Origin of the sequence: Actinobacillus minor NM305 (assembly GCF_000175195.1) — a bacterium.
Classification (GTDB): Bacteria; Pseudomonadota; Gammaproteobacteria; order Enterobacterales; family Pasteurellaceae; genus Haemophilus_A; species Haemophilus_A minor.
Genome location: NZ_ACQL01000069.1, coordinates 21,922 through 45,504 on the forward strand (window position 1 = coordinate 21,922; position 23,583 = coordinate 45,504).

General features: G+C 38.7%; 18 protein-coding genes and 1 tRNA gene. 5 read left to right on the forward strand and 14 right to left on the reverse strand.

Annotated features, from left to right (window positions below; translation table 11 throughout):
- Positions 1-136: 136 nt before the first annotated feature.
- A complete protein-coding gene (locus AM305_RS03545) occupies positions 137-1,084 on the forward strand; it encodes a GlxA family transcriptional regulator (protein ID WP_005823225.1) in 948 nt (315 codons plus the stop codon).
- Between the two features lie 362 nt (positions 1,085-1,446).
- Here AM305_RS03545 and AM305_RS03550 read toward each other — a convergent pair whose 3' ends face one another.
- The 10 genes from AM305_RS03550 to pyrH form a co-directional block, all read right to left on the reverse strand.
- Positions 1,447-1,683 (reverse strand): hypothetical protein, encoded by a 237-nt coding sequence (locus AM305_RS03550; RefSeq protein WP_005823227.1) that lies wholly within the window; start codon positions 1,681-1,683, stop codon positions 1,447-1,449.
- Positions 1,684-1,895: 212 nt separating this feature from the next.
- Positions 1,896-1,981 (reverse strand) — tRNA-Leu (locus AM305_RS03555).
- Positions 1,982-1,993: 12 nt separating this feature from the next.
- Positions 1,994-2,320, reverse strand: a complete 327-nt coding sequence (secG, locus tag AM305_RS03560; RefSeq protein WP_005823228.1) for a preprotein translocase subunit SecG — start codon at positions 2,318-2,320, stop codon at positions 1,994-1,996.
- A 141-nt stretch (positions 2,321-2,461) separates the two neighbouring features.
- Positions 2,462-4,363 (reverse strand): DNA topoisomerase III, encoded by a 1,902-nt coding sequence (locus AM305_RS03565; protein ID WP_035293839.1) that lies wholly within the window; start codon positions 4,361-4,363, stop codon positions 2,462-2,464.
- 54 nt (positions 4,364-4,417) lie between these two features.
- On the reverse strand, positions 4,418-5,251 hold the full coding sequence (mepA, locus tag AM305_RS03570) for a penicillin-insensitive murein endopeptidase (RefSeq protein WP_005823231.1): 834 nt from the start codon (positions 5,249-5,251) through the stop codon (positions 4,418-4,420).
- 107 nt (positions 5,252-5,358) lie between these two features.
- The gene (locus tag AM305_RS03575) at positions 5,359-6,678 is read right to left on the reverse strand and encodes an L-cystine transporter (RefSeq protein WP_005823232.1); all 1,320 of its coding nucleotides are present in this window, start codon (positions 6,676-6,678) and stop codon (positions 5,359-5,361) included.
- Between the two features lie 84 nt (positions 6,679-6,762).
- Positions 6,763-7,524 (reverse strand): Zn-ribbon-containing protein, encoded by a 762-nt coding sequence (locus AM305_RS03580; RefSeq protein WP_005823233.1) that lies wholly within the window; start codon positions 7,522-7,524, stop codon positions 6,763-6,765.
- Positions 7,524-8,420 carry a cation diffusion facilitator family transporter gene (locus AM305_RS03585; protein ID WP_005823234.1) on the reverse strand — a complete coding sequence of 299 codons (897 nt, stop codon included), beginning with the start codon at positions 8,418-8,420 and terminating at the stop codon, positions 7,524-7,526. The genes AM305_RS03580 and AM305_RS03585 overlap by 1 nt, the downstream gene beginning before the upstream one ends.
- 78 nt (positions 8,421-8,498) lie before the next feature.
- A complete protein-coding gene (gene frr, locus AM305_RS03590; protein WP_005817771.1) occupies positions 8,499-9,056 on the reverse strand; it encodes a ribosome recycling factor in 558 nt (185 codons plus the stop codon).
- A gap of 40 nt (positions 9,057-9,096) precedes the next feature.
- The gene (gene pyrH / locus AM305_RS03595) at positions 9,097-9,810 is read right to left on the reverse strand and encodes a UMP kinase (protein WP_005823235.1); all 714 of its coding nucleotides are present in this window, start codon (positions 9,808-9,810) and stop codon (positions 9,097-9,099) included.
- Between the two features lie 89 nt (positions 9,811-9,899).
- Between pyrH and AM305_RS03600 the strand changes: the two genes are divergently transcribed.
- The 4 genes from AM305_RS03600 (at position 9,900) to AM305_RS03615 (ending at position 14,358) form a co-directional block, all read left to right on the forward strand.
- On the forward strand, positions 9,900-11,438 hold the full coding sequence (locus tag AM305_RS03600) for a phosphoethanolamine transferase (RefSeq protein WP_005823236.1): 1,539 nt from the start codon (positions 9,900-9,902) through the stop codon (positions 11,436-11,438).
- Positions 11,439-11,536: 98 nt separating this feature from the next.
- Complete coding sequence (locus AM305_RS03605; protein WP_035293843.1) at positions 11,537-12,517, forward strand: FecCD family ABC transporter permease; 981 nt, start codon at positions 11,537-11,539, stop codon at positions 12,515-12,517.
- Complete coding sequence (locus AM305_RS03610; RefSeq protein ID WP_005823238.1) at positions 12,518-13,303, forward strand: ABC transporter ATP-binding protein; 786 nt, start codon at positions 12,518-12,520, stop codon at positions 13,301-13,303.
- Positions 13,304-13,317: 14 nt separating this feature from the next.
- On the forward strand, positions 13,318-14,358 hold the full coding sequence (locus AM305_RS03615) for an ABC transporter substrate-binding protein (RefSeq protein WP_005823240.1): 1,041 nt from the start codon (positions 13,318-13,320) through the stop codon (positions 14,356-14,358).
- Positions 14,359-14,395: 37 nt separating this feature from the next.
- On the opposite strand, the gene aroC is transcribed toward AM305_RS03615, so the two are convergent.
- From aroC to menE, 4 genes are read right to left on the reverse strand one after another with little or no spacing between them, the layout of a single operon-like run.
- Positions 14,396-15,478, reverse strand: coding sequence for a chorismate synthase (aroC, locus tag AM305_RS03620; protein WP_005823241.1), 1,083 nt, complete (start codon positions 15,476-15,478; stop codon positions 14,396-14,398).
- A gap of 15 nt (positions 15,479-15,493) precedes the next feature.
- Complete coding sequence (mscK, locus tag AM305_RS03625) at positions 15,494-18,814, reverse strand: mechanosensitive channel MscK (protein ID WP_005823243.1); 3,321 nt, start codon at positions 18,812-18,814, stop codon at positions 15,494-15,496.
- 17 nt (positions 18,815-18,831) lie between these two features.
- The gene (gene mscK, locus AM305_RS03630; RefSeq protein WP_005823245.1) at positions 18,832-22,164 is read right to left on the reverse strand and encodes a mechanosensitive channel MscK; all 3,333 of its coding nucleotides are present in this window, start codon (positions 22,162-22,164) and stop codon (positions 18,832-18,834) included.
- Between the two features lie 8 nt (positions 22,165-22,172).
- Entirely contained in the window at positions 22,173-23,576 is a 1,404-nt protein-coding gene (gene menE / locus AM305_RS03635; RefSeq protein WP_005823247.1) for an o-succinylbenzoate--CoA ligase, read from the reverse strand.
- Between the last annotated feature and the right edge of the window lie 7 nt (positions 23,577-23,583).

Sequence of the window (23,583 nt, forward strand, 5' to 3'; positions counted from 1 at the left end):
CTTTTGTAAAAAATAAGATAAATTAAACCGCTTGTTTGCGATGGGGGTATTATGAAACCGATGAGAAATGAAAAACATTGACTTATTATTCAAAAATCGTAAAAATCAGGTCAAATTCATTCCGTGAGCCAAAAAGATGTCTATTCCAACCGTTGCCTTAGTGCTTTATCCCCAATTTAGCCCTTTTCATTTTTCCGTGCCTTATATGGTGTTTTCCGCCGAAATTGACGGCAAGCCACTATTTAACGTGAAAGTGGTCGCAGAAAATCCAACAGTTACCCAATCCAAGCCAGCGATTATTCAGGCAGACGGCGATTTGAGTTTGTTGGAACAAGCGGATTTGGTTGTGATGATCGGTTGGGACAAGTTGGAACAAATGCCGTCTGCCACCTTAACGCAGGCATTGCAGCTAGCGGCACTGCGTGGTGCGACCGTTGTAGGATTGTGTTACGGCGCTTATCCCCTTGCCTATGCAGGTTTGTTGAACGGCAAAAAAGCCACCACGCACTGGCTGGGCGAAGCGGATTTCAGACAGCGTTTTCCGCAAGTGAAATTAGATTGCAGCGCCATTTATATTGAAGATGAAAACATCATCACTTCCGCAGGCACAGCGGCAGGGTTGGATTGTTGCCTAGCGATTGTTCGCCGCCAATATGGGGTAAAAATTGCCAATCAACTGGCACGTTTGTTGGTTATCTCGCCCCATCGGGAAGGCGGGCAGGCACAATTTATTGAACAGCCCATCACTCGCAAAACCGCCAATGAAAACATCAACGAATGGTTAGACATTATGCGAGCCAACCTAAACGCCGATTATTCCATTGACACACTCGCCGAAAAGTTAATGATGAGCCGTAGCACCTTTACCCGCCATTTCCGCAAAGCAACGGGAATGGCATTGACCGAATGGCTGATTGAAGTACGGTTACAAAAAGGACGAGAATTGTTAGAAAGCACCAAGCTCAACATTGACGAAATCGCCCACCAAATCGGCTTTCATTCCGCCACCGCCTTTCGTCAGCATTTTAAAGCGAAACATCACATCAGCCCGAAACAGTGGCAAAAACGGTTTTGGGGTGGTTAAAAAACAAGCGGTGGGATTTTCTTAATTTTTTGCAAATTGTAAAATCTTGTGAAAATCCCACCGCGCTTTTACGGTATTATGTAGTACTTGCACAAACATTAAATGTTTTCGTAGGGGAGAGTTTGCAATGTCATTGTTACCACCTTATTCTGTTCTGGAAAATTCTGGAATTTTCCAGTTTTTGAGGCAAGAAATTAGGCTAATAAATTGCCACTTCGTTTTTTTGAACTAACACATCAAGCACTTTCACCTCAATCATTTTGGCTAATTTCTTAGGCTGTTTGGCTCACATCACTTTCTGCATTTACTTAAATCTTCTAAAGCAACTTCGCCTAATGGTGTTTTGGCAATGCGATTTAGTCTTAACCGCTCCTCCCTCGCCCCCCTTTCAGCACTGTCTCGTCATTGATGTACTTCTCAATTAACTCTGCAAAAGACATTTCCGGTACTGCATTATATTCCCCAGACCCAATTTGACTTTCTATGGATAAGGCCCAACGAGTAGCCTCAGTTTTAGTGGTAAATGTTGCTGACTTTCTTATCCCATTTTTCGATATTTCAGCTCTCCATTTATCCCCACGCTTACGAAATGTTGCCATATCTCCCCCCTTCATTTTGGCGTAATTTGTGGCGTAAATTTGGTGTAATTGGATAATAAACTAAAATAAATGAAAATAAAATAGAATAAATAACAACCTAACAACTGTTTGAATAAATAGTGTATAAATACTTAGTTTGATTTGTAACTTATTGAAAATAAAAGATTTTTAGAAAGAAAAAAGCCTAGTCGTTAAACTAGGCTTTTATTTATTGGTGCTCTGGGCGAGACTCGAACTCGCACATCCTATGGACACTACCCCCTCAAGATAGCGTGTCTACCAATTCCACCACCAGAGCGTAATTTGATACTTATTGAGGAATATCGCTATTCTGTGTTTGTGTTTTTGGTTGTTCTACTTTTTGTTGAACACCACTTAAATCATCAAACTGACTTGTTGGTTTAGCTTGGTGGCTATTTAAGTTACCAATAACTAAACTAATAGCGAAAAATACTGTTGCTAATACGGCTGTTGTTCTAGATAAAAAGTTTGCTGAACCTGCTGAACCAAAAACTGTTCCTGCCGCACCTGCCCCAAATGATGCTCCCGCATCTGCACCTTTGCCTTGTTGAATTAGAATAAATCCAATTAAAGCAATGGCGACTAAAAGATAAACAATAGTTAGAATATTTAACATTAAAATCTCTCTAAATTTATACGCAATAACGTGAAGATTTTAAATAAATCTAATGCGATGGGGTAAATATTATAAGATCTCACAAACGATTGCAAATAAATTTTTCTGTATCTATTTGCAATCGCCTTTTTTTTCAACACTTTACGTTTTTTTCTTAAAATTAGACCGCTTCGTATACGTTGCTGGAGCTGGAATTCTGCTTAGTTGATACAATTTTTGTCTATCGGTATAAAGTAAATCAGGCAAACGAACCAACAAACTCTGCATAAATTGTTGATAGCTTATTTGTTTTTTACTGATATCCGTTAATTGCATTTCCCAGTGTGCTGTCATATCCGGTAATGTTGCCATCTCGGGCAGAGCGTGGATAAGAATTCTTCCTGCTTCGGTACTGTGAATATGTCGCCCTTTTTTAACTAAAAAACCTCGCTTAAATAATAGTTCAATAATACCTGCTCGAGTAGCTTCGGTACCTAATCCATCGGTTTCTCGCAAAATCTTTTTGAGCTGTTTATCTTGTACAAAACGCGCAATTCCCGTCATTGCGGAAAGCAAAGTTGCATCCGTAAAATAACGCGGAGGCTGTGTTTTTTTACTGAGTATCTCGCCCCCCTCACAATGTAACTGTTGCCCTTTTTTAACAACAGGTAATAGAGGCTCTAATATCTCATCACTATCCTCTTTCCCGAGCAATGTTTTCCAACCTGCGACAATCAAATTTCGTGCTTGAGCGGTAAATTTTCCCCCTGCAATCTCAAGTTGAATAAACCCTTTTCGATATTCTGCATCAGGACAAAATTGCAATAAATACTGGCGAGCAATCAGTTGATAAATCCGTTTTTCATTTTCGGTAAGATTTACATTGCCTTGTTTTGCTGTTGGGATAATCGCATGGTGTGCTTCCACTTTTTTATCGTTCCAACAACGATTTCGCAAATTAAGATCAACTACTGCCGGTTTTTCGTTATACTCGGTTAAATGATGAGAAATTGCTGCCATTACTTTATATCGCTCAGCATAATGTTCTTCCGGTAAGTAGCGATTATCCGAACGGGGATAAGTGATCAATTTATGTGTTTCATATAATTTTTGGCAAATATCTAGGACGGCTTGAGCCGATAAACCAAAACGCTTTGCGGCATCAATCTGAAGCACCGAAAGCGAATAAGGTAAAGGCGCCGTTTCTGACTCCATTTTATCTTGATAATCTTTCACTTCAGCAGGTTGATTCGTTATGCGCTTAAGCACATTTTCTGCCAATGGACGACTTAATACACGCCCATCTTCATCTTGATAATCCTCACAGGCTTTGCTTGGTTGCCATTGTGCGATGAAACGTTCATTGGTTTCAGGCACGAGAATATGCACCTCAACCTCAAAATAATCTTTGGGGATAAAGTTCTCAATTTCTAAATCTCGGCGAACGATTAGCCCTAAAACGGGCGTTTGAACCCGCCCCACAGATAACACGCCTTTATACCCTGCTTGTCTTCCTTGCAAAGTATAGGCTCTTGTCATATTGATACCATAAAGCCAATCTGCTCTTGCCCGAGCTAAGGCGGAGGTAGCAAGCGGTACAAAATCACGATTATTTTGCAATTTTTCCAACGCTTTTTTAACTGCATTAGGATTAAGATCACTAATTAAACAACGTTGGATCTGATCTCGCTTTTCGGGTGGCACTTGCAAATAGCTGAATACCTCATCAACTAAAAGTTGCCCTTCTCTATCTGGGTCGCCGGCATTGACCAGAATATCCGCTTTTTTTACCAGTTTTTCAACCGCTTGTAGTTGCTTAAGCGTTTCTTTTTTCGGTACGAGTTTCCATTGTTGTGGGACAATCGGCAAATGTTCCATTCGCCACATTTTAAACCGTTCATCATAAACATCTGGCTCGGCTTGTTCTAATAAATGACCAATACACCATGTAACGACATCATGTTCGCCACATTGAATATAGCCATCGCCTCGTGTATGAGGTTTAGGTAACACATCCGCAATGGCTCTCGCCAAGCTCGGTTTTTCAGCAAGAAATAAACGCATAACAAATAAAAAAGAAAGCGGAGAAAGTCCATTCTCCGCCAAAGTTAATCATGATTAGTTAGTGAGACCTTGAGAAGATAAAATCATTTGGCATTGGTAAGGAGCTGCAGGTAGAACCTTCGATTTTGAGGCTGTAGAAGCCCCTGTTTTAGGTTCAAACCATGAGTAAAGCTCATCGCCACAACCATCTCCTACCGGTAAAGCTGCTTGATTCTCACAATTTTCAGCATCTGCTGGACAGGTTAAACGCACGTGAATATGGGAATCATGTCCATACCACGGGCGGATCTTCTGTAACCAAGCACGATCTGAACCTGCTGTATTGCAAAGTTTTACTTTGATTGCCGGGTTTACAAAAATACGATTTACTCTTGGATCGCTCGCCGCTAACTTAATTAAGGTTGTTTGATTTGGCGTCCAAACGCTTTCATCAACTACTTGAGCGTCTCGATCTACCATTAATGTTGCTAAACCGGCTGGATTTTTTGCTGTTTCATCGTCCATCGGTCCGAAACGTAACCAGATATCTGCATCTAAACCGGTTTGATGACTCGCGTGTCCAGAAGAAAAACGACCACCGGCAGGCATTCCCATATCACCAATGAGCATTGGTGGAAGACCGGCATTTTTCGCTTTTTGCCCTAATTGTGTTAAATAGTCTAATAATTGAGGATGTCCGTAATAACGATTTCTCGCAGAGCGAATCACTTGATAACCTTCGCCTTTCAGTGCTAAAGGTTTAGCCCCAATAATACAGCCATTACTATAACCACCGATAGATTGAGGAGATCCACTAATTGGCTGACGGATTTGTTCCCATAATGTTGCTTCTGCTGATAAACTAAAACAAGCTAAGCCTGAAACAAAAAGTGTTTTCAATAATTTCATGATAAGTTTCCAAGTAAAAATAAAAGCAATGGATTATGCTATTTTGACAAAAAATTTATCAAAACGCTACCCATTGCCTCTATGATTACAAAGCTGACAAAGCTAATTTATTTCAACCATTTATTACTTAACGTTCCTGCGACCATTGCACCATTCACGTTAAGTGCCGTTCTTCCCATATCAATCAACGGTTCGATAGAAATCAATAATCCAACTAACTCAATCGGTAAATTAAGGGTGGATAATACGACAATTGCCGCAAAAGTTGCACCGCCACCAACGCCTGCGATACCAAATGAAGAAATTGCAACCACTAAAATGAGCGTGAGAATATAACTGAAACTAAAAGGATCAATACCAACAGTCGGTGCAACCATCACGGCTAACATCGCCGGATAAATACCCGCACAGCCATTTTGTCCTATCGTTGCGCCAAAAGTGGCAGAAAAATTCGCAATAACATTGTCATTACCTAATTTATTGGTTTGAGTTTCAATATTAAGTGGTAGCGTTGCTGCACTTGAACGTGATGTAAACGCAAAACTGAGCGTTGGTAGCACTTTTTTATAGTAATCAAGCGGGTTAATTTTTGCGACAAACAGCAAAATACCGTGAACAACAAACATTAAACCAATCGCTAAGTAAGATGCCACAATAAAGTTACCTAAATTGATAATATCCGCCCATTTGGATGTCGCCGCCATTTTGATCATAAGCGCAAAAACGCCATAAGGTGTTAAGCGGATCACAAAGCGAACTAAGCGCATAATGAGTTTATTAAGCGTATCAACGCCTTGAGCAATACGTTCGCCTAAATCCTTATCTTCTTTGCCTAAACTTAATGCGGCAAACCCTAGAAAACCAGAGAAAATGACAGTGCTGATAATAGAAGTTGGATTTGCGCCGGTTAATTCTAAAAATGGATTTTTAGGAATAAAGGATAATAGCATCGCCGGTACAGATAAATTGCTAACCTGATCGACTCGTCCGGCAACTTTCGCTTGTGCCGCTAGCTCTCTTTCACCAACAACTAAACCTTGTGCGGTTAAATCGAACAAGTAGCTCATCGCTATCCCGATTGCTGCGGCAATTGCGGTGGTAACTAATAATACAGATAAAACGCTGAAGCTGATTTTCCCTAATGAGTTCGCTTCTTTCAGGCGTGTCATTGCCGACAAAATGGACACAAAGACTAACGGCATAACAATCATTTGTAGCAATCGGACATAACCGTTACCCACAAGATTTATCCAATCTAATGTTGGATCGATAACCGTTTTATCATAGACCGTCTGTAATAAAATCCCAAATCCTAAGCCCAATAACAGCCCAATAAAAACGGTCTGCCCCAGTTTCTGGGTTCTTTTATAAAGTACAGATAACAAAAATAGAAATGCAACAAATATGCCTAAATTAACAATGAGCATAAAAACCTCCAATGCTTTTTGTTCATCATAGAATAGATCCTCATTCGAGTGTTAGTCGAATAAGATTGGGTTTATAACCTTTTGTTATAATATTTCCCAACTTAGGTTAGAAATCAAGCGACATTGATCACATTTAAAATAAAAAATATCGTGTAATGGTGTTGCGAGTTTCCAATTTCCACCACAGCTTGGGCAGGTTCTATTCTGTTCTTTCGCTTCATCTGTCCCTAAACGATATAAGTAATAAAATACGGGAATAGATGTTTTTTGTGCTATCTCCTTAGTCAAAGCTCGCCCTCTTATACTTAGCTCGCTATCAACCTCGCTAATTTGTGATACGGCTTGTTGCTCTAATACTAAGCCATTCATTTGTAGCTGATCGCAAGCCTGCCAATCTTCTTGCCATTTTATGAGTTGTTCACTGAGATCATACTCTGTGTGCAATAAACGATAGCTCGGGACAGGTTTAAAATCGCCTGCAGCTCGAAGCGGCGAACAGCTATCTAAATGCGTGGTATAAAGGATTAAAAATGGATGTTTCTCCTCTTGGCTACTTTCATCGGCTTGATAATCTTGCCCGATAATTTCGAATCCGGTAAAAATAACACCAAATTCAACCGCTTGCTGTAAGGCTTCATTGACCATTTCACTATTCCATTTAGGTAACAAACTCTCTTGTTCTGGAAGTGAAAGACGAACTTGGAAATGATCTTGATGATAAGTTACGCCAAACTCTCTGCCAATAATTTGCCCGTTATATCGCCATTGATTAACCACCTGCCCAATCAAGGTAACGGGATCTTCTTCGAAATTCTCAAAATTAAAATAGGCAATCGCTTGATACATTACTGTTCCTGTTGTTTTTCTTTTTGAACCACTGAAGTCGGTTCTTGATGAATGATCACTTCCGACATTGGAAATAGTGTCAGAATTTTATGTTCTAAATTATCAGCAATATCGTGGGCTTCAAGTAGCGTTAAATGATCATCCAGCTCTAAATGAAGCTGAATAAAACGCACTGCACCTGCTCGACGAGTAAGCACATCGTGAATACCTAAAATACAAGGATTTTCACGCGCGATTTGCATAATTTGGGCAATTTCTTCTTGAGGTAGCGCTTGATCTAATAAAGTATTTACCGCCTCCCACAACATCTTTAATGCACTATATGCAATATATAGCGCAATACCTATGGCAAAAACAGCATCAGCATAGATAAATCCAAACCAGTTTAAGATCATTGCCACTAAAATTGCGCCGTTCATCAGAAAATCGGTTTGATAGTGAAGGGAATCTGCTTCAATTGCCGGACTTTGTGTGATTGCAACCACTTTTTTCTGATACCAAATCAATACAGCCGTTAAAGCAATCGAAATCAAACTAACCATAATCCCTAATTCAGAATCAGCAATCAATTCCGGATTGGTTAATTTATAAAAACCTTGTAAGAGTAGGAAAGCAGCAGAGCCACTAATAAACGCACTTTGCGCTACCGCAGCTAGCGATTCTGCTTTACCGTGCCCAAAAGCGTGACGCTCATCTGCCGGTTGTAAGGCGAATCGTAAGACGAAGACATTAACAATAGACGCAAATAAATCTACTACCGAATCAGTCATTGCGGCGAGAATTGAGATAGATCCTGTTTGCCACCAAGCAAAGGCTTTAATTAAAATTAAGGAACAAGCAACAACAATGGCTAAATTTGCTGCTCGTTTAACCAGTTTCTTATATTGTTCTTCCATTTGTTTACTATACTTTTTGATTATTCGTTCTGAAAATAAAAAAGTGGGCTTTACACCCACTTTAACTGATTTTTTTGATTAGAAATCAAGTAATTCTTTCTCTTTTGCTGCAAGCACTTCATCTACTTTTTTGATGTAGCTATCAGTAATTTTCTGAATTTCATCTTGTGCTTTACGCTCTTCATCTTCACTGATTTCTTTGTCTTTTAATAATGCTTTGATTTGGTCATTCGCATCACGGCGTACATTACGGATTGCAATTTTACCTTGTTCACCTTCGCCTTTTACGATTTTGATCAAATCACGGCGGCGTTCTTCTGTTAATGGTGGAAGTGGAACACGAATTGTTGCACCGGCAGAAGATGGGTTTAAGCCTAAATCTGACGTTAAAATCGCTTTTTCTACGGCTGAGATTAAAGAACGGTCAAAAACGTTTACCGCTAATGTACGTGCATCTTCTGCAACCACGTTTGCTACTTGGCGTAATGGTGTTGCAGAACCGTAGTATTCAACTTGAATACCGTCTAATAAACTTGGTTGTGCTCGACCTGTACGAATTTTAGAAATATGACTTTTTAAAGCATCTAAGCTTTTTTCCATACGATCTTGCGTATCTTTTTTGATTTCATTAATCATTGATTTCTTTTCCTTTTCATCAATTAAAATTTGTTAAACATTAAGCAATAATTGTGCCTTCGGTAGTGCCTGTTACTACTTCACGTAACGCACCCGGTTTACCCATATTAAATACACGAATTGGCATTGCGTGGTCACGTGCTAAAGTAAAGGCAGCTAAATCCATAACTTGCAATTCTTTATCAATGACTTCAGCATACGTTAATTGATTATATAATTTAGCATCGGCAAATTTAGCCGGATCTTTGTCATACACGCCATCTACTTTTGTTGCTTTTAAGACAACATCTGCTTCAATTTCGATACCACGTAAGCAAGCCGCTGAATCGGTCGTAAAAAATGGGCTACCTGTTCCTGCTGAGAAAATCACAACACGTTTTTCACGTAACATTTTGATCGCTTCAGACCAGTTATAGGTATCGCAAATTCCGTTTAATTGGAATGCAGACATGAGTTTCGCATTCACATCTGCACGATGCAACGCATCACGCATTGCTAAGCCATTCATTACAGTAGCAAGCATCCCCATATGGTCGCCAACAACACGATTCATTCCTGCTTTAGCTAATTTTGCCCCACGGAATAAGTTACCGCCACCGATAACGACTCCCACTTCAACGCCCATTTCGATTAACTCTTTAATTTCAAGAGCCATACGATCTAAGATTGAAGGGTCGATACCAAAGCCTTCTTCACCTTGTAAAGCTTCGCCACTTAATTTTAATAAAATGCGTTTATAAATAGGGTTGCTCATTTTAATTGCCTCTGTTTGTATGGACTAAACACAAAATTACGTTATTATAGAACAATCTATCTAAACTAGAAATAGAGAAATTTTAATCTATGCAAAATAAGAAACTTTTTGGGATATTTTTCGCACTGGGCTTAGTCCTTTTTGCAAGTTTTTTTATGCTCAAAGGCTCTGGTTTTTTTGAGCATCCTAGCGTACCTGAAGTTATTTTAGGCGCCATTTTAATCATAACTTTAGCAAGTTCTAAGTGGACTTACTACTTGCTATTATTGCCGATTACGTTAGGTTATATGTTCTATACCCCGATCGGCCTTGCTTTTGGTCGTCCGACTTACCAATATATCGCTTCTGTTTTTGCGACCGATATGATGGAAAGTAAAGAATTTCTCCAACAACTTTCCCCTCTCAACATCGTGATTGCTGTTGCGATTCTATTAGCGGTCGTTTTTTATCGAAAAATTACCAATATGCTGGATATTAAACCCTTGAGAAATAAAAGTTTTGTACTCTTTGCGATTCTCTTTGGGTTGTATTACCTTGCACCACTTAAATTCTTTCATGTATTCTATGATGAAAGTATGAAAGTAAAAAAAGAGTTGGATGTTTTAAATCATCTTTCAATTGAGTCAAAATGGGGAGCTTCTACGCTTTCTACCGAGGCAAAATATGATGACTACGTTTTAATCATTGGCGAAAGTGCGAGAAAAGATTATCACCACGCTTATGGTTATCCAGCAGAAAATACGCCATTTATGAGCCACGCTAAAGGCACGCTAATTGACGGGCTCACATCTGGTGGCACAAACACTATCGCCTCATTAAAACTTATGCTAACCAAACCCAATACACAAACATGGGAAGGCAGCTATGAGCTTTCGATGATCGATCTTATCAAATCAGCAGGTATAAAAACGTACTGGATTTCAAATCAAGGTTATTTAGGGCAATTTGATACACCGATTTCATCACTAGCCAATAAGAGCGATGTCAAAATCTTTACAAAGGCCGGCGATTCGCTCAACCAAAATATCAGCGATTTTGAATTGCTACCAAAGTTTGTTCAAACCATTGAACAACCTGCAACACAAAAACGCTTTATTGTCTTACATTTATATGGTTCTCACCCTATTACTTGCGACCGTTTAACCGATTACCCAAAAATGTTTGATGATGAAAAACTGCCGAAAAAATTTTTTAACGTAAACTGTTATGTTTCTTCTATTAAGAAAACCGATGAGGTCATTCAACGTGTTTATGAAGCTTTAGAGAAAAATAAAGCCACGAACGGACGTTCTTTCTCAATGATTTATTTTTCTGATCACGGTTTATCTCATGATATTTCGGAAGATAACATCACTATTCATAACAGTAGTGGCAAAAGTAAATTACATTACGATATCCCGCTGTTTAAAATCTCAAGCGATGATACGCAAAGAAATGAATATCACGTTTTTAAATCAGGTTTAAACTTTACTGATGGCATTGGAAAATGGATTGGGATTGAGAACCCATTATTAAATAAAGACGTTGATTTATTTAGCAACCAACCTGATAAAGATGATTATGGATTGAAAAAAATCATTGAGGAAATCAAAGCACCACTCGATCCAGCAATAAAGATCCCTCAATAATCGCTTTCAATTATACAAACGCCTAAGCTCAAACTTAGGCGTTTGCTTTTTATTATAATTCGTTATATATTTAATTATATAAATTAAATTATTCACTTATGAAAAACTCGTTCTCTTTAATTCTGCTCTTAGTGCTTATCTGTTGCGCCGTTTTATCCCTCTCGTTAGGTCGATTTTATATTGCCCCTAGCGATGTAATGGCAACACTTTTTCATATCGGTGGCAGTGAAATTCAGCATAACATCATTTTTAATCTTCGTCTTCCTCGGGTTATTGCAGCGATTTTAGTTGGCGCAGCTCTAGCTGCCTCTGGCGCTGTCTATCAAGGCGTTTTTCGTAACCCATTGGTGTCGCCCGATTTATTAGGTGTTTCTAGCGGAGCTTGTGTTGGCGCATCATTTGCTATTTTATGTGGCTGGGGAATTTTAGCTACTCAAACTAGCGCTTTTATCGGCGGTATTATTGCGGTAATGATTACGATGACAATCCCGAAACTGATGCAACGCAATGCCAATATTCTGCTCATTCTTTCGGGGATCATTGTTTCCGGTTTTATGATGGCATGTCTTGGTTTGTTGAAATACCTTGCCGATCCGGAAACGCAGTTGGCGGATATTGTTTATTGGCAACTTGGTAGTTTAACCAAAACTGACTATCACAATTTACGCCTTCTTTCGCCGATTATACTCGTTACATTGCTACTCCTTTTTGCGATGCGTTGGCGAATTAATGTTCTTTCTCTAGGTGAAAGGGAAGCAACGCTCGTTGGCGTGAATGTGAAATTTGAACGAAACGTGATGGTAGTAAATGCGACATTATTAACCGCTTCCGCAGTGTGTTTAAGCGGTACGATCGGTTGGATTGGGTTAATTATCCCCCACTTATCTCGCCTTATGATTGGTGATAACAATGTCAAAACGTTGCCAATCTCAATGTTACTCGGTGCCATTTTTCTCCTTGTTGTCGATACCGTTGCGCGTAATTTATATGCGCAAGAAATTCCTCTTGGAATTATTACAGGTTTTCTTGGCGCACCGTGCTTCGCTTGGGCATTGATAAAACAAAAAAGGGTTAGTTAAATGCTAAAGATCGAACAACTTTGTTATAGCCATCAACAAACGCCTTTACTTAACCATATTCATCTTCACTTACAAAAAGGGGAGCTGCTAACGCTATTAGGTGCGAATGGCGCAGGTAAATCAACCTTACTTAACTGTATTTCAGGGTTGCTTCCTTTGCAAAAAGGGCAAATTCTTATTGAAAATCGACCGCTTGCAACCCTTTCTACCAAAGAGATTGCTCAAAAAATTGCTTATGTTTCTCAATCTGCACCACAAACTTACCAATATAGTGTAAGAGACTATGTGGCTCTAGGGCGAGCCGCTTATTTAGGTATGTTTGAAAAACCAAATGAAGCCGATTTTGCACTTGTTGAGCAAGCCTTAGCCACACTTAATATTCAACATCTTGCAGATAAAACCTATATGTTGGCAAGTGGAGGGGAAAAACAGTTAATCAACATTGCCAAAGTTTTAGTACAACAACCACAGATCATTTTGTTTGATGAGCCAACTTCTGCTCTTGATTATGGAAATACACTCAAAACATTGAGTTTAATTCGAACATTGGCTGAACAGCAATTTACGATCATTATGACTACGCATAATCCGGATCATCCACTCCTACTCCACCAGAGTTTACCCCATAGCAAAACCGCCATTTTAGATCGGCAAGGGCATTTAATGGTGGGAAATACGGCGGAAATGATTACCGAGCCTCATTTAAAGCAACTTTATCAAATGGATTTACGGTTGGTTCAGGTATCTGAGCTCGACCGTCATCTTTGTGCAATTCAACATCTTTAACAAAAGGAGCAACAATGCTTTCACAAACGTTTAAACGTAAACTCTCTTTTCTCTGTTTATCTGTTTTTCTTGCTAGCCCTATGGTAAAGGCGAAAGTGATAGAAGATAGCAAAGGTAACCAGATCGATATCCCCCATCAGGTCAATCGTGTTGCGGATTTATGGCACGCCAATAACCAAATTGTCCTTTTACTAGGCGGCGCTAACAAACTTGTAGCAACAACCAATGTCATCAATGCGAACCCTTGGATTAGAGCGGTTTACCCTCGTATAAGCGAAGTGCCGGCACTCACAGACGGCAATAACATTCAACTAGAAGAACTGCTTGCTACCCGCCCAGATGTAGTTCTCCTTTCTAATGCCAAAATGCTGCAAGAAATCGAAAAAGCAGGACTTAAAGGCGTACTGATCGGCTTTCAAGATTTTGAGGGTTTAAAGAAAACCGTACAAATTACAGCGGATGTTTTGGGTGATAATGCGCCGAATGTCGCCAAAACATATATCAGTGAACTAGAAGGCAATATTCAATTTGTTACAGATCGTTTAAAACATGTATCTGAAGCACAAAGACCAACTGTTGCACATATTGCAAGTGCGAAAAATTTACTCAAGATTGATGGTGGAAAATCAATTATTGGTGCGTGGATAAAACTTGCTGGAGGGAAAAATGCCCTCCCAGAGCAAGCAAATTTGGTTGATGTAAGCCTAGAGGAACTGATTAAAGCCAACCCGGATATTATTATTGTCGGTAGTACTGATGCGCATTTAGGTGTAGAGAAAATTCTCAGTGATCCAACTTGGCAAAGTATTAAGGCAGTAAAAGAGAAAAAGGTCTATGTTAACCCTCTCGGCACTTTTGCTTGGGATCGTTATAGCGCGGAAGAAGCATTGCAAATTTTATGGGCTAGCAAACTTTTCCATCCTGAATTATTTAAAGATGTTGATATGGTTAGTAAAACACAAGCTTTCTACCAAAAATATTATCAATACCATTTAACCAATGAGAATGCTCAACAAATCTTACAAGGATTAGAGCCACTTCCTAACAAAAAATAACAAAAAAGTGGGGAAATTCCCCACTTTTGCTTTAAATTTATCGGCATTGCGCTTTAAAGCGTAATAAATGGTCGAGCAACACAATCGCCATCATCGCTTCTGCGATCGGTACGGCACGAATACCCACACAAGGATCATGACGTCCTTTTGTGACTAACTCCACCGCTTCATTATTAAGATTAACACTTTTTCCGGGTACCATAATGCTTGATGTTGGTTTTAATGCAATGTTAGCAATAATCGGCTGCCCAGAGCTAATCCCTCCTAAAATACCGCCGGCGTGATTAGATAAAAACCCGTCTGGTATCATTTCATCTCGGTGCTGGCTGCCTTTTTGTTCAACAACTGCAAAACCATCGCCAATTTCGACCGCTTTCACGGCATTGATAGACATTAAAGCGTGCGCTAAATCTGCATCAAGGCGATCAAAAACCGGCTCACCTAACCCAACGGGAACATTTTCTGCTACCACCGTTAATTTTGCGCCAATAGAGTCCCCTTCTTTTTTCAGATCACGGATAAGCACATCAAATGCCTCAACGGCAACGGGATCTGGGCAAAAGAACGGATTGCTATTAACTTGTTGCCAATCAATTTTATCCACTTCTGCCACAGTTTTCGGATCAATTTTAACTGAACCGATTTGAGAAAGATAACCTCGAACCTCAATATCAAACTGCTCACGCAAATACTTTTTCGCAATCGCTCCTGCTGCTACACGCATTGCTGTTTCACGTGCAGAAGAACGACCGCCACCTCGATAATCACGAATACCGTATTTTTGTTGATAAGTATAATCAGCATGTCCTGGTCTAAATTTATCGTAAATATCGCCGTAATCTTTAGAACGTTGATCGCCATTTTTAATGATGAGTCCGATGCTGGTTCCGGTTGTTTTTCCTTCAAAAACGCCTGAAAGAATTTGTACCTCATCATCTTCACGGCGAGGCGTGGTATAGCGAGATGTTCCCGGTTTACGGCGATCTAAATCCGGTTGAATATCGGCTTCACTTAATGCCATATTCGGAGGAACGCCATCGACAATACATCCTAATGCAATGCCGTGTGACTCACCAAATGTTGTTACTTTAAAGAGTTGTCCAATGCTGTTGCCTGCCATATTTTTTCCTTTTTGTTATTTTGCAAAATTTTCAATCATTTTAACCGCTTGTTGAGGTTCTTTTTCTGATGAATGTAAATGAACATCTAATTGATTCAAGGCAAATTGAATACCATTTTCACGGAAAAGTTGGTTAATACGAGACTGTAAGAAGTTCATCGTTTCAGTACGGTCACCTAACTCCCCGACAAACACTAATAGCTCATGTTCTAAAGCGTTATCGCCAAAACGGAGTAAGTTAATTTCCATTTTCGGTTCCGCTAATACTTTCGGTGCTTCCGAAACAGCTTGTAATAATAACACCTTCATTCGCTCTAAGTCAGTATCGTAACTAACTTTAAACAAAATCTGCAAGCGTGTAATCGTATTATTTAGTGTCCAGTTAATAAAACGATCTGTCACAAAGGCTTGGTTTGGTAACACAACTTCCATATTATCGGAATTCAGTAGTGTGGTAGAACGTAAACGAATTTTGGTAATAATACCGGTGTATTGTCCTACGGTTACCTTATCGCCGACTCGGATAGGTCTTTCAAAGAGTAAAATAGAACCCGACACAAAACTACCAAAAATCTCACGAACCCCGAAACCTAAACCGACTGAAAGTGCCGTGAAGATCCATTGGATTTTAGTCCACGAAATCCCTAAAGCAGAGAATGCCGAAACACTACCAATAGTAATAATAATATAAGTTAATACAGTAATGATCGTCTGTGGCGTACCTTTTGAAAGTCGCATACGAGAAAAGAAGGTCACTTCTAGAATCCCCGCAATGTTTTTCACTAACACATAGGTAACCATCACATAGAGTAACGCTCTCATTAAGTTGAGTAAGGTAACAGAATCAACTTGAGTGCCATCATTACTCTCCCACAGAATCACACCATCTAAATAGTAGGCGACACTCAACAGATCTGACCAAACCACATAAAGTAAAGCAAATAAGACAACCCAACCAATCAGATCCGTTACGCGGAAAATTTGCTGATTGACGACCGATAACTTAATAGATTCTTCTTCTTTTGCATCCTCTTTACTGTTTGATTGAGCATCTGCGGCTTGTTGCTCACGAATTTTTTGCCGTTTTTCCTGTAAACGGCGATAAGCTAATCGGCGTGCCGAAATGCTAACAAAACGATAAGCAAAATAGCGTCCAAATACCCAAAAGAGAATGACAAAGTAGCTATTAAGCAAATGCGTAATTAAATATACCGCAGTATAGTAATACCCTAATAGGATCAACACGATAAGTGAGATTGGCGCAACAATTAAGATTAATCGTAAGAGCTTAAATAAACTAATGTTACGCTTAGAACCATCTTCAGTTTTCGCATTTTGATACTCTTTGATCCCTTTATTTAGCAACGGTCTTACCACAAATAGACACAAGGCTAAAGCAATAATAGACATAACCTGCCCTATGGCATCGTGGGTATAACCAATCGTATCAACCTGTGATGGAATAGACGACACCAACAATAATCCAACAATCCAAATAGATTGTTTAATAATACGTTGGAAGATGCGATTACTTTCTTGTGGCATGCCAAAATGACGATAAGCCAGCCCATTTGGGCGTAATAGTGAAAGTACAGTTGCAAAAAACCACCAATAAAGCGTTAAACGTAATCCCCATCGCCATGCCGAAATAGGATCATGTAGGAAAAGGAACGCCGCTAATGAATATGCGGCAAAAAACATTAACGTACTTGGTAGTGCCAATAAGATCGTCCAAAACATCGCTTCTGGCGTATACCAATGGCTATCATTTTTTAGCGTATTAACTCTACTTGCAATGAATGCCAAGCGGTCTTTTATTGCTTGTTTTTTCCAATTTAGTAAGAAAGAAATAAACAAAAAAGCTATCGTAAATACCAGCATTTGGAGTAAATTTTGATGAACGTTATCAAAACTAATGTACTTTGCCAGTTCACTTATTTCATCAAATGCCAACGATGGAAATGACTGAATCCAGTTCAAATCAAATGGATTATTACTATTTACCCAGAAACTTTGCTGTTGGAGTTTCCGCTGCAATGCGTCACTAATTGCCATGGACTGTTTCTGATTATTCTCAATGTTAATTGAAATATTCAGTTGGCTATTTAATGATTTAATAATCTCATCTAAAAGTTGCTGACGTTCTTTTAGGATCTTATTGAGCGCCTGATGCTCTTCTTCCGTTAAAGGCTCTTCAAGATGTTCTGTGATGTTCTTAATATAGTCATCAATGTTATAAAGCTCATCTCGTTGCTGTGAGTACTCAAAAATATGTACCCTAACATTAGAAATTGAATTCGCTAGATTTTTATTAAAACTCTCTGTGGGTAACGCTTGTTTTTGTTTATTGATCACTTTAGACAAAACCAACGTGCCCTGAAGCGCACTGATCTGTTCATCAATGTTGCGTTGTGTTTGTGTTAAGCCTTCCAACACATTTTTCATTCGCAAATCATCACGAGATAGCGCATTTAATTTTTGAGTCTGCTGAACCAAAAATTGGCTAAGCGATTGATTTTCTTCTAATTCTTCCTTGATAAGATAGTTCTCAATGCTACTTGCTATCGTTTGATTGGCAACTTCTTGTGCCTTTTGCTGTGAATCCTCTAAACGTTTTGTATTTAAGGTTTCTTGTAAAACAGACAGTTGTTTTTGAATGAGTTGCTGTTTTGCAATTGCTTCATTGCGCTTTGCTTCATCTAAAGAAATCAGTTTTTCTGCATTATTGTTTAATAGCGCATTAAAACGATTATTTTCTTCAAGAAACGTTAATTCTGCATTCCATTTATCCAGCAAAGATTGATTAGATTGAGTTGTATTTTTGGCACGATTGATTTCTTGCATACGAGCCAAATTCTCATCTAATAATTTTTGATTATTCTTTAATAAATTACGACTATTTGATAAACGCGTATCTAAATCAGCAAAATTCACTTGCGCAGATTGTAACGCTGCTTCAAGTTCATTTTGTTTTTGTGTTAAAGCTCCCAAAGAAAGCAAGGCATAACTCTTCTCAGAAAGGCTATCGCTTTCCTCTTTATATGCTTTTGTTCTATTCTGAAGAGCAATAACCTCTTGTGGCAACGTTGAAATTTGTTTTTCCAATGCTGCCATATCTTGCTTTTGCTTTTTGGTTTGCTCGACAAAACGCAATGTCGCTTCTAAATTCTGAGCTTGCGAATCCGTTGATGTTGAGTCTAACGTCCCTGTCTTTAATGCACTAATTTGATTACGGATACTCGTTTCCGCTACCTGATTTGGACTTTGATTTGCCCTAACAGGAAGCGAAAACACTACACATAATAAAACAATAAAAAACCGTTTATAAAATTGCATAAATGAATAAATCCACTTTAACGTTTAATATCAAGTTGCTCACTTGACCATTTTACTTCTTCATTCGTTGATTGGTTTTTAATAAAAATATCTAATTGGTTAAAGGCAATATCAATGTTATTTTCTGCAAATAATTGATTGATTCTGCGATTTAACGTATCAATCGTTCTTGTACGATCACTTAATTGCCCAACATAAACACGTAGCTCATGATCTAATGTACTTGCACCAAAACTGAGAAAATACGCTGCCGGCGCTGGGTCTCTGAGTACCGCATCATTTTCCTCGGCGGCTTGTAGCAATAATTTTTTCACAAGATCTAAATCTGAACCATAAGCTACACCGATGCTAATGACCAAACGTGTCATTGAGTTAGTTAAAGCCCAGTTTACAACACGTTCGGTAATGAACGCTTTATTTGGCACAATAACCTCTTTCTTGTCATTATCAATTAATGTTGTCGCTCGAATACGAATTTTAGAAACCGTCCCATTAAAGTTACCAATCGTTACCATGTCACCAACGCGTACGGGACGTTCAAATAAAATGATAATCCCTGAAACAAAGTTTCCAAAAATTTCTTGCATACCAAAACCTAAACCAACGGATAATGCTGTAAATAGCCATTGTAATTTAGACCACGACATACCTAACATAGAGAACGCTAATGATGCTCCTAATACCACTAACAGATAGGTTAATAATGTCGTAATGGTATAAGGTGTTCCTTGAGAAAGTTTTAAGTTAGAAAAAACAAAGGTTTCAAGAAGACCGCTTAAATTTCGAATAAGTACATAGGTAACTACCACTATAATAACCGCAACCAATAGATTGAGTAGAGTGATCGATTCCATAACCACGCCATTTTCGGTTGTGGTACTTTGTTGCCAAAGCGTAACACCTTTTAAATAATAAGCTACCGTAATTAAGTCTGACCAAACCCAATACAATAATGCAAATAATCCAACCCAAAGTACAAAATCTGTGATTTTCAACATTTGATTTTTTACTTCACTGACCGCAATCGCATCTTGTTTGATCTCAAGTGGAATATCATCTTCCGTTGCATTATTTACCGTTTCATTTGCTCGTTTTGCCATTAAGTGTTCACGTTTTTCTTGTAAACGGCGATAAGCCAAACGGCGTGCGGAAACCGTAAACATTCGGTAAAATACATTACGAACAATAATCCATGTTGTTACAGCAAAATAAGTCGAAATCAAATGCTCAATAATGACTAAAGATGTGTAGTAATACCCCATAACAATAAGCCCGATCAAGGCGATAGGGGCTAATAAAAGCACAATTCGTACCAGCGTTAATAAGATATGGCGAGGGCTTTTATCTTGTTCTACGGTATTTTGGTAAGTCGAGATCGCTTTTCTAAAGCCCGGTGCAATGATAAATACGGTAACAACTAAAACCATAATCGTCATTGTTTGACCAATCACATCATATGCTACGCCCATTTCTGAATTCGCAAAGATCGAGGTATTCAATAACAAACCAATGACCCAAACCGAACGTTTTAAAATATGTAAGAACAACATATTGCTCTTTTGAGGCATATCAAAATGACGATAACCAATTCCATTTGGACGTAACATTGCCATCATAAAAGCAAAATAGAGCCAATACCCCGCCATTTTCAAGCCCCAAGGCCAAATCGTTAATGGATTTTGGAAACAGATATAGGTTACCAAGATAAATGCCATTAAGAACATAAAAGTGCTAGGTAAACATAAAATGATCGTCAAGAAAATAGCGTAAGGCGTATTCCATTGGCTATCTGTTGTTATGGCTTTCATGCTGTTACTAATTTGATTTAAACGATGTTTTATCGACTCTTTTTGTCGAAGAATCATTATCGTCATCAGTGTTAATAACGCAATGAGTACCCCAGCCGGCAAGGCATTATCTCGCCAATTCGAGAAATCGAACTGCTTTGCAATATCTTCTAATTGTAATCCGGCAGAAAGAGGGAATTTAGTAAACCAAGCTAAATCAATCGGGCTATTACTTTTAACCCAAAAACTTTGCTGTTGTAATTTCTGTTGTAATTCATCACTGATGGTCTGAACTTGTTTTTGGCTGAGCTCAATGTTAATTGCTAAATTCAATTGATTATTTAAAGACTTAATCAATTCAGACAATGTTTGTGCTCGTGCTTGTAACACCTCAGTAAGCTGATTTTTTTCTTTCTCCGTAAATTGCGTTTTATTGCTACTTTCTAGTTTTGCAATATACGCAGCCGGGTTAGAAACCGTATCTTTGAATTCACTCATATCAAAGACATTGACTCGCAACTCGCTGATTCGGTCAGCTAAACCTTTAATCATTTGATCTTGAGGTAAAAGCTGTTTTTGTTTATTGATGATACGAGATAGCACTAACGTACCTTGTAATGAACTAATCTGTTCATCAATATTACGTTGAGTTTGTTGCAAATTATCTAACATACTTTTAATACGTAGGTTATCGTTCGATAATTCACTCATCTTCGTTGTTTGATTCAGAAGCTCCTGACTCAGTTTCGCATTCCAATCCAATTCTTTTACAATCAATGGATTTTGATCCGAGCTTAAGTTTTGCGCTAAAGATTCTGTCGCTTGAGCGACCTTTTCCTTAGAGTCTTCAACTAACTTCTGATTAATTGCTTGTTGTAAAGCACTTAATTCCGCCTGAAGATTTTGTTGTTCTTGTTTTTTCTCATCTAATTGCGTGTTATAAAGCGTTGAAAGTTCTTCGCTCCCTTTCAACAAATTTTGATTATAAGTATTCTGAATATCTAATAATGCTAACTCTGTCGTAAGTTTATTTTTGTGAGCATCTGTAATGTTTGCATTCGATAATTCACTACTAATCGCTTGTTTACGTGCAGCATTCGCCGTTAATACGGCTTGAGCTTTATCTGGGGCGGCATTTTGGGCTACCAATTTGGCATTAATAACCGATAAATCTGCTTGAACCTGATCTAATTCAGATTGAATCGCACTAGAGGACTGCTGTAACTTCGCTAAAGTTTCTTTCCCTAAACTATCTGCTGAAGGTACTTGTTCATTTTTTAATTTATCAAGATTGGCTTGACTTGTAGATAAGGCTTTCTTGGCATTATTAATCTCATTATTTAAAGCATTATTATCCTCATTTTGTTGGGCAATTTGAGACAATAATGATTGCGTATCTTCCAGATCTTTAATTAATGCTTTTGTTGTATCATTTTGTTCTAGTTTGTTAGCTTCTGTCAGCTGGCTCTGAATTGCCTTTTCCGTTGGCAACTCAGCAGCCGATAAATGGCTTTGCCACAAACAGAGACTGATTACAAAATAACGTAATACTGTTTTGATCATACAAATTCCTAAACCTGTTGTTGAACAAGTGATGATTTTAATTGTTTCCGAGAAATTTTAATGCCGCCTTGCTGAGCATATTCAGTTTTTAAGGCAAAATAGCAAACGGGTTGTTTGAATTTTTCTAAATGTAATCTTGCAAAATTTTGCAATTTTTCGACCGCTTGCATATTAAATGGTTCGATGAAATCCACAAATGCCACAGGGCGCTCACCGAATTCTTTATCCTCCATTGGCACAACAAACACTTGTTTTACCATACCAGATTGAAAAAGCACTTTTTCAACTTCTTCCGGTTGAATATTTTCACCACCAGAGATAAACATATTATCCAACCGCCCTTTCACAACTAATTGCCCTTGGCTATTCCACGCTCCACGATCTTTGGTCTGCAACCAACCATCTTCATTAACAAGCGGTCGGATTTGCCCATTTTTTTGCCAATAACCTAATCCGAGCATTGCACCCTTAACCCAAATTTCATTTTCAACAATTTTAACGGCTCGCCCCTTTAACGGCAGCCCCACATTATCCAAGGCATTCTCTACTGCACAAATTGTAGATGCCATTTCTGTCATACCATAACCGGAAAAACAGCAAATGCCCCGTTGTTGGGCTTGTTCGACTAACTCGGGTGGAATAGCACTGCCACCCAGCAAACATTTTTGGTTTTGTCCAATTAAAGCGCTTGTTTGAGTTAAATAGCGTTGTAATTGTGTTGGTACTAATGAAGCATGGGTAACTAAAGAAAGCATCTCAAAGAAATCCGATTTATCTTCATGAATAAATAAAGAAGCCCCTTTGAATAACCATCGCCAAACGATGCCTTGTCCGGACACATGAAAAAGAGGTAAGCTCAATAACCATGCATGAGCAGACTCAAATTGCATCAACTCGCAAACGCCCTCTGCATTCGCAAGATGATTTTCCACTGAATGAACAATCGCTTTCGGCGAACCGGATGATCCTGATGTAAGAGTAAGGGTCGAAGGTTGCGACCAATCACAGGGTAAAAGTGTACAAGCGGTCTGATTTTCAGAAAATTCTGCAAAATGCTGATCGGTTATCAGAATATCAACCCCATTATCTTCTAAGATATTTTGCTGTTGAGAAGAGGTTAATGCCGGATTTAACATTAAGATCTTTTTACCTTGTGCAATGGTTGCACAGTAGCAAAGCACTCCGATTAACTTACAAGAGCCTCCATAAGCAATCACTTGAGCAGAATGAAAATCAGGTTGAGAGGACAAAAAAGCAGATGCTTGTTGAATAAGATGATGAAACCTTTGCCAACTTAAAGTTTCAGGTAGCCAAGTTAAATATGGGCATTTTCCCTTTCGCCAGACAATAGCCGTATGATGTGGCTGCGTTTTCGCCCAGCACTCACTCATGAATGATGAAAAATTGCCCATTTAGCCT

Coding starts and splice junctions, on each gene's coding strand:
- AM305_RS03545 (WP_005823225.1), top strand. CDS start 137: ATGTCTATTCCAACCGTTGCCTTAGTGCTTTATCCCCAATTTAGCCCT.
- AM305_RS03550 (WP_005823227.1), bottom strand. CDS start 1,683: ATGGCAACATTTCGTAAGCGTGGGGATAAATGGAGAGCTGAAATATCG.
- secG (WP_005823228.1), bottom strand. CDS start 2,320: ATGTTAAATATTCTAACTATTGTTTATCTTTTAGTCGCCATTGCTTTA.
- AM305_RS03565 (WP_035293839.1), bottom strand. CDS start 4,363: ATGCGTTTATTTCTTGCTGAAAAACCGAGCTTGGCGAGAGCCATTGCG.
- mepA (WP_005823231.1), bottom strand. CDS start 5,251: ATGAAATTATTGAAAACACTTTTTGTTTCAGGCTTAGCTTGTTTTAGT.
- AM305_RS03575 (WP_005823232.1), bottom strand. CDS start 6,678: ATGCTCATTGTTAATTTAGGCATATTTGTTGCATTTCTATTTTTGTTA.
- AM305_RS03580 (WP_005823233.1), bottom strand. CDS start 7,524: ATGTATCAAGCGATTGCCTATTTTAATTTTGAGAATTTCGAAGAAGAT.
- AM305_RS03585 (WP_005823234.1), bottom strand. CDS start 8,420: ATGGAAGAACAATATAAGAAACTGGTTAAACGAGCAGCAAATTTAGCC.
- frr (WP_005817771.1), bottom strand. CDS start 9,056: ATGATTAATGAAATCAAAAAAGATACGCAAGATCGTATGGAAAAAAGC.
- pyrH (WP_005823235.1), bottom strand. CDS start 9,810: ATGAGCAACCCTATTTATAAACGCATTTTATTAAAATTAAGTGGCGAA.
- AM305_RS03600 (WP_005823236.1), top strand. CDS start 9,900: ATGCAAAATAAGAAACTTTTTGGGATATTTTTCGCACTGGGCTTAGTC.
- AM305_RS03605 (WP_035293843.1), top strand. CDS start 11,537: ATGAAAAACTCGTTCTCTTTAATTCTGCTCTTAGTGCTTATCTGTTGC.
- AM305_RS03610 (WP_005823238.1), top strand. CDS start 12,518: ATGCTAAAGATCGAACAACTTTGTTATAGCCATCAACAAACGCCTTTA.
- AM305_RS03615 (WP_005823240.1), top strand. CDS start 13,318: ATGCTTTCACAAACGTTTAAACGTAAACTCTCTTTTCTCTGTTTATCT.
- aroC (WP_005823241.1), bottom strand. CDS start 15,478: ATGGCAGGCAACAGCATTGGACAACTCTTTAAAGTAACAACATTTGGT.
- mscK (WP_005823243.1), bottom strand. CDS start 18,814: ATGCAATTTTATAAACGGTTTTTTATTGTTTTATTATGTGTAGTGTTT.
- mscK (WP_005823245.1), bottom strand. CDS start 22,164: ATGATCAAAACAGTATTACGTTATTTTGTAATCAGTCTCTGTTTGTGG.
- menE (WP_005823247.1), bottom strand. CDS start 23,576: ATGGGCAATTTTTCATCATTCATGAGTGAGTGCTGGGCGAAAACGCAG.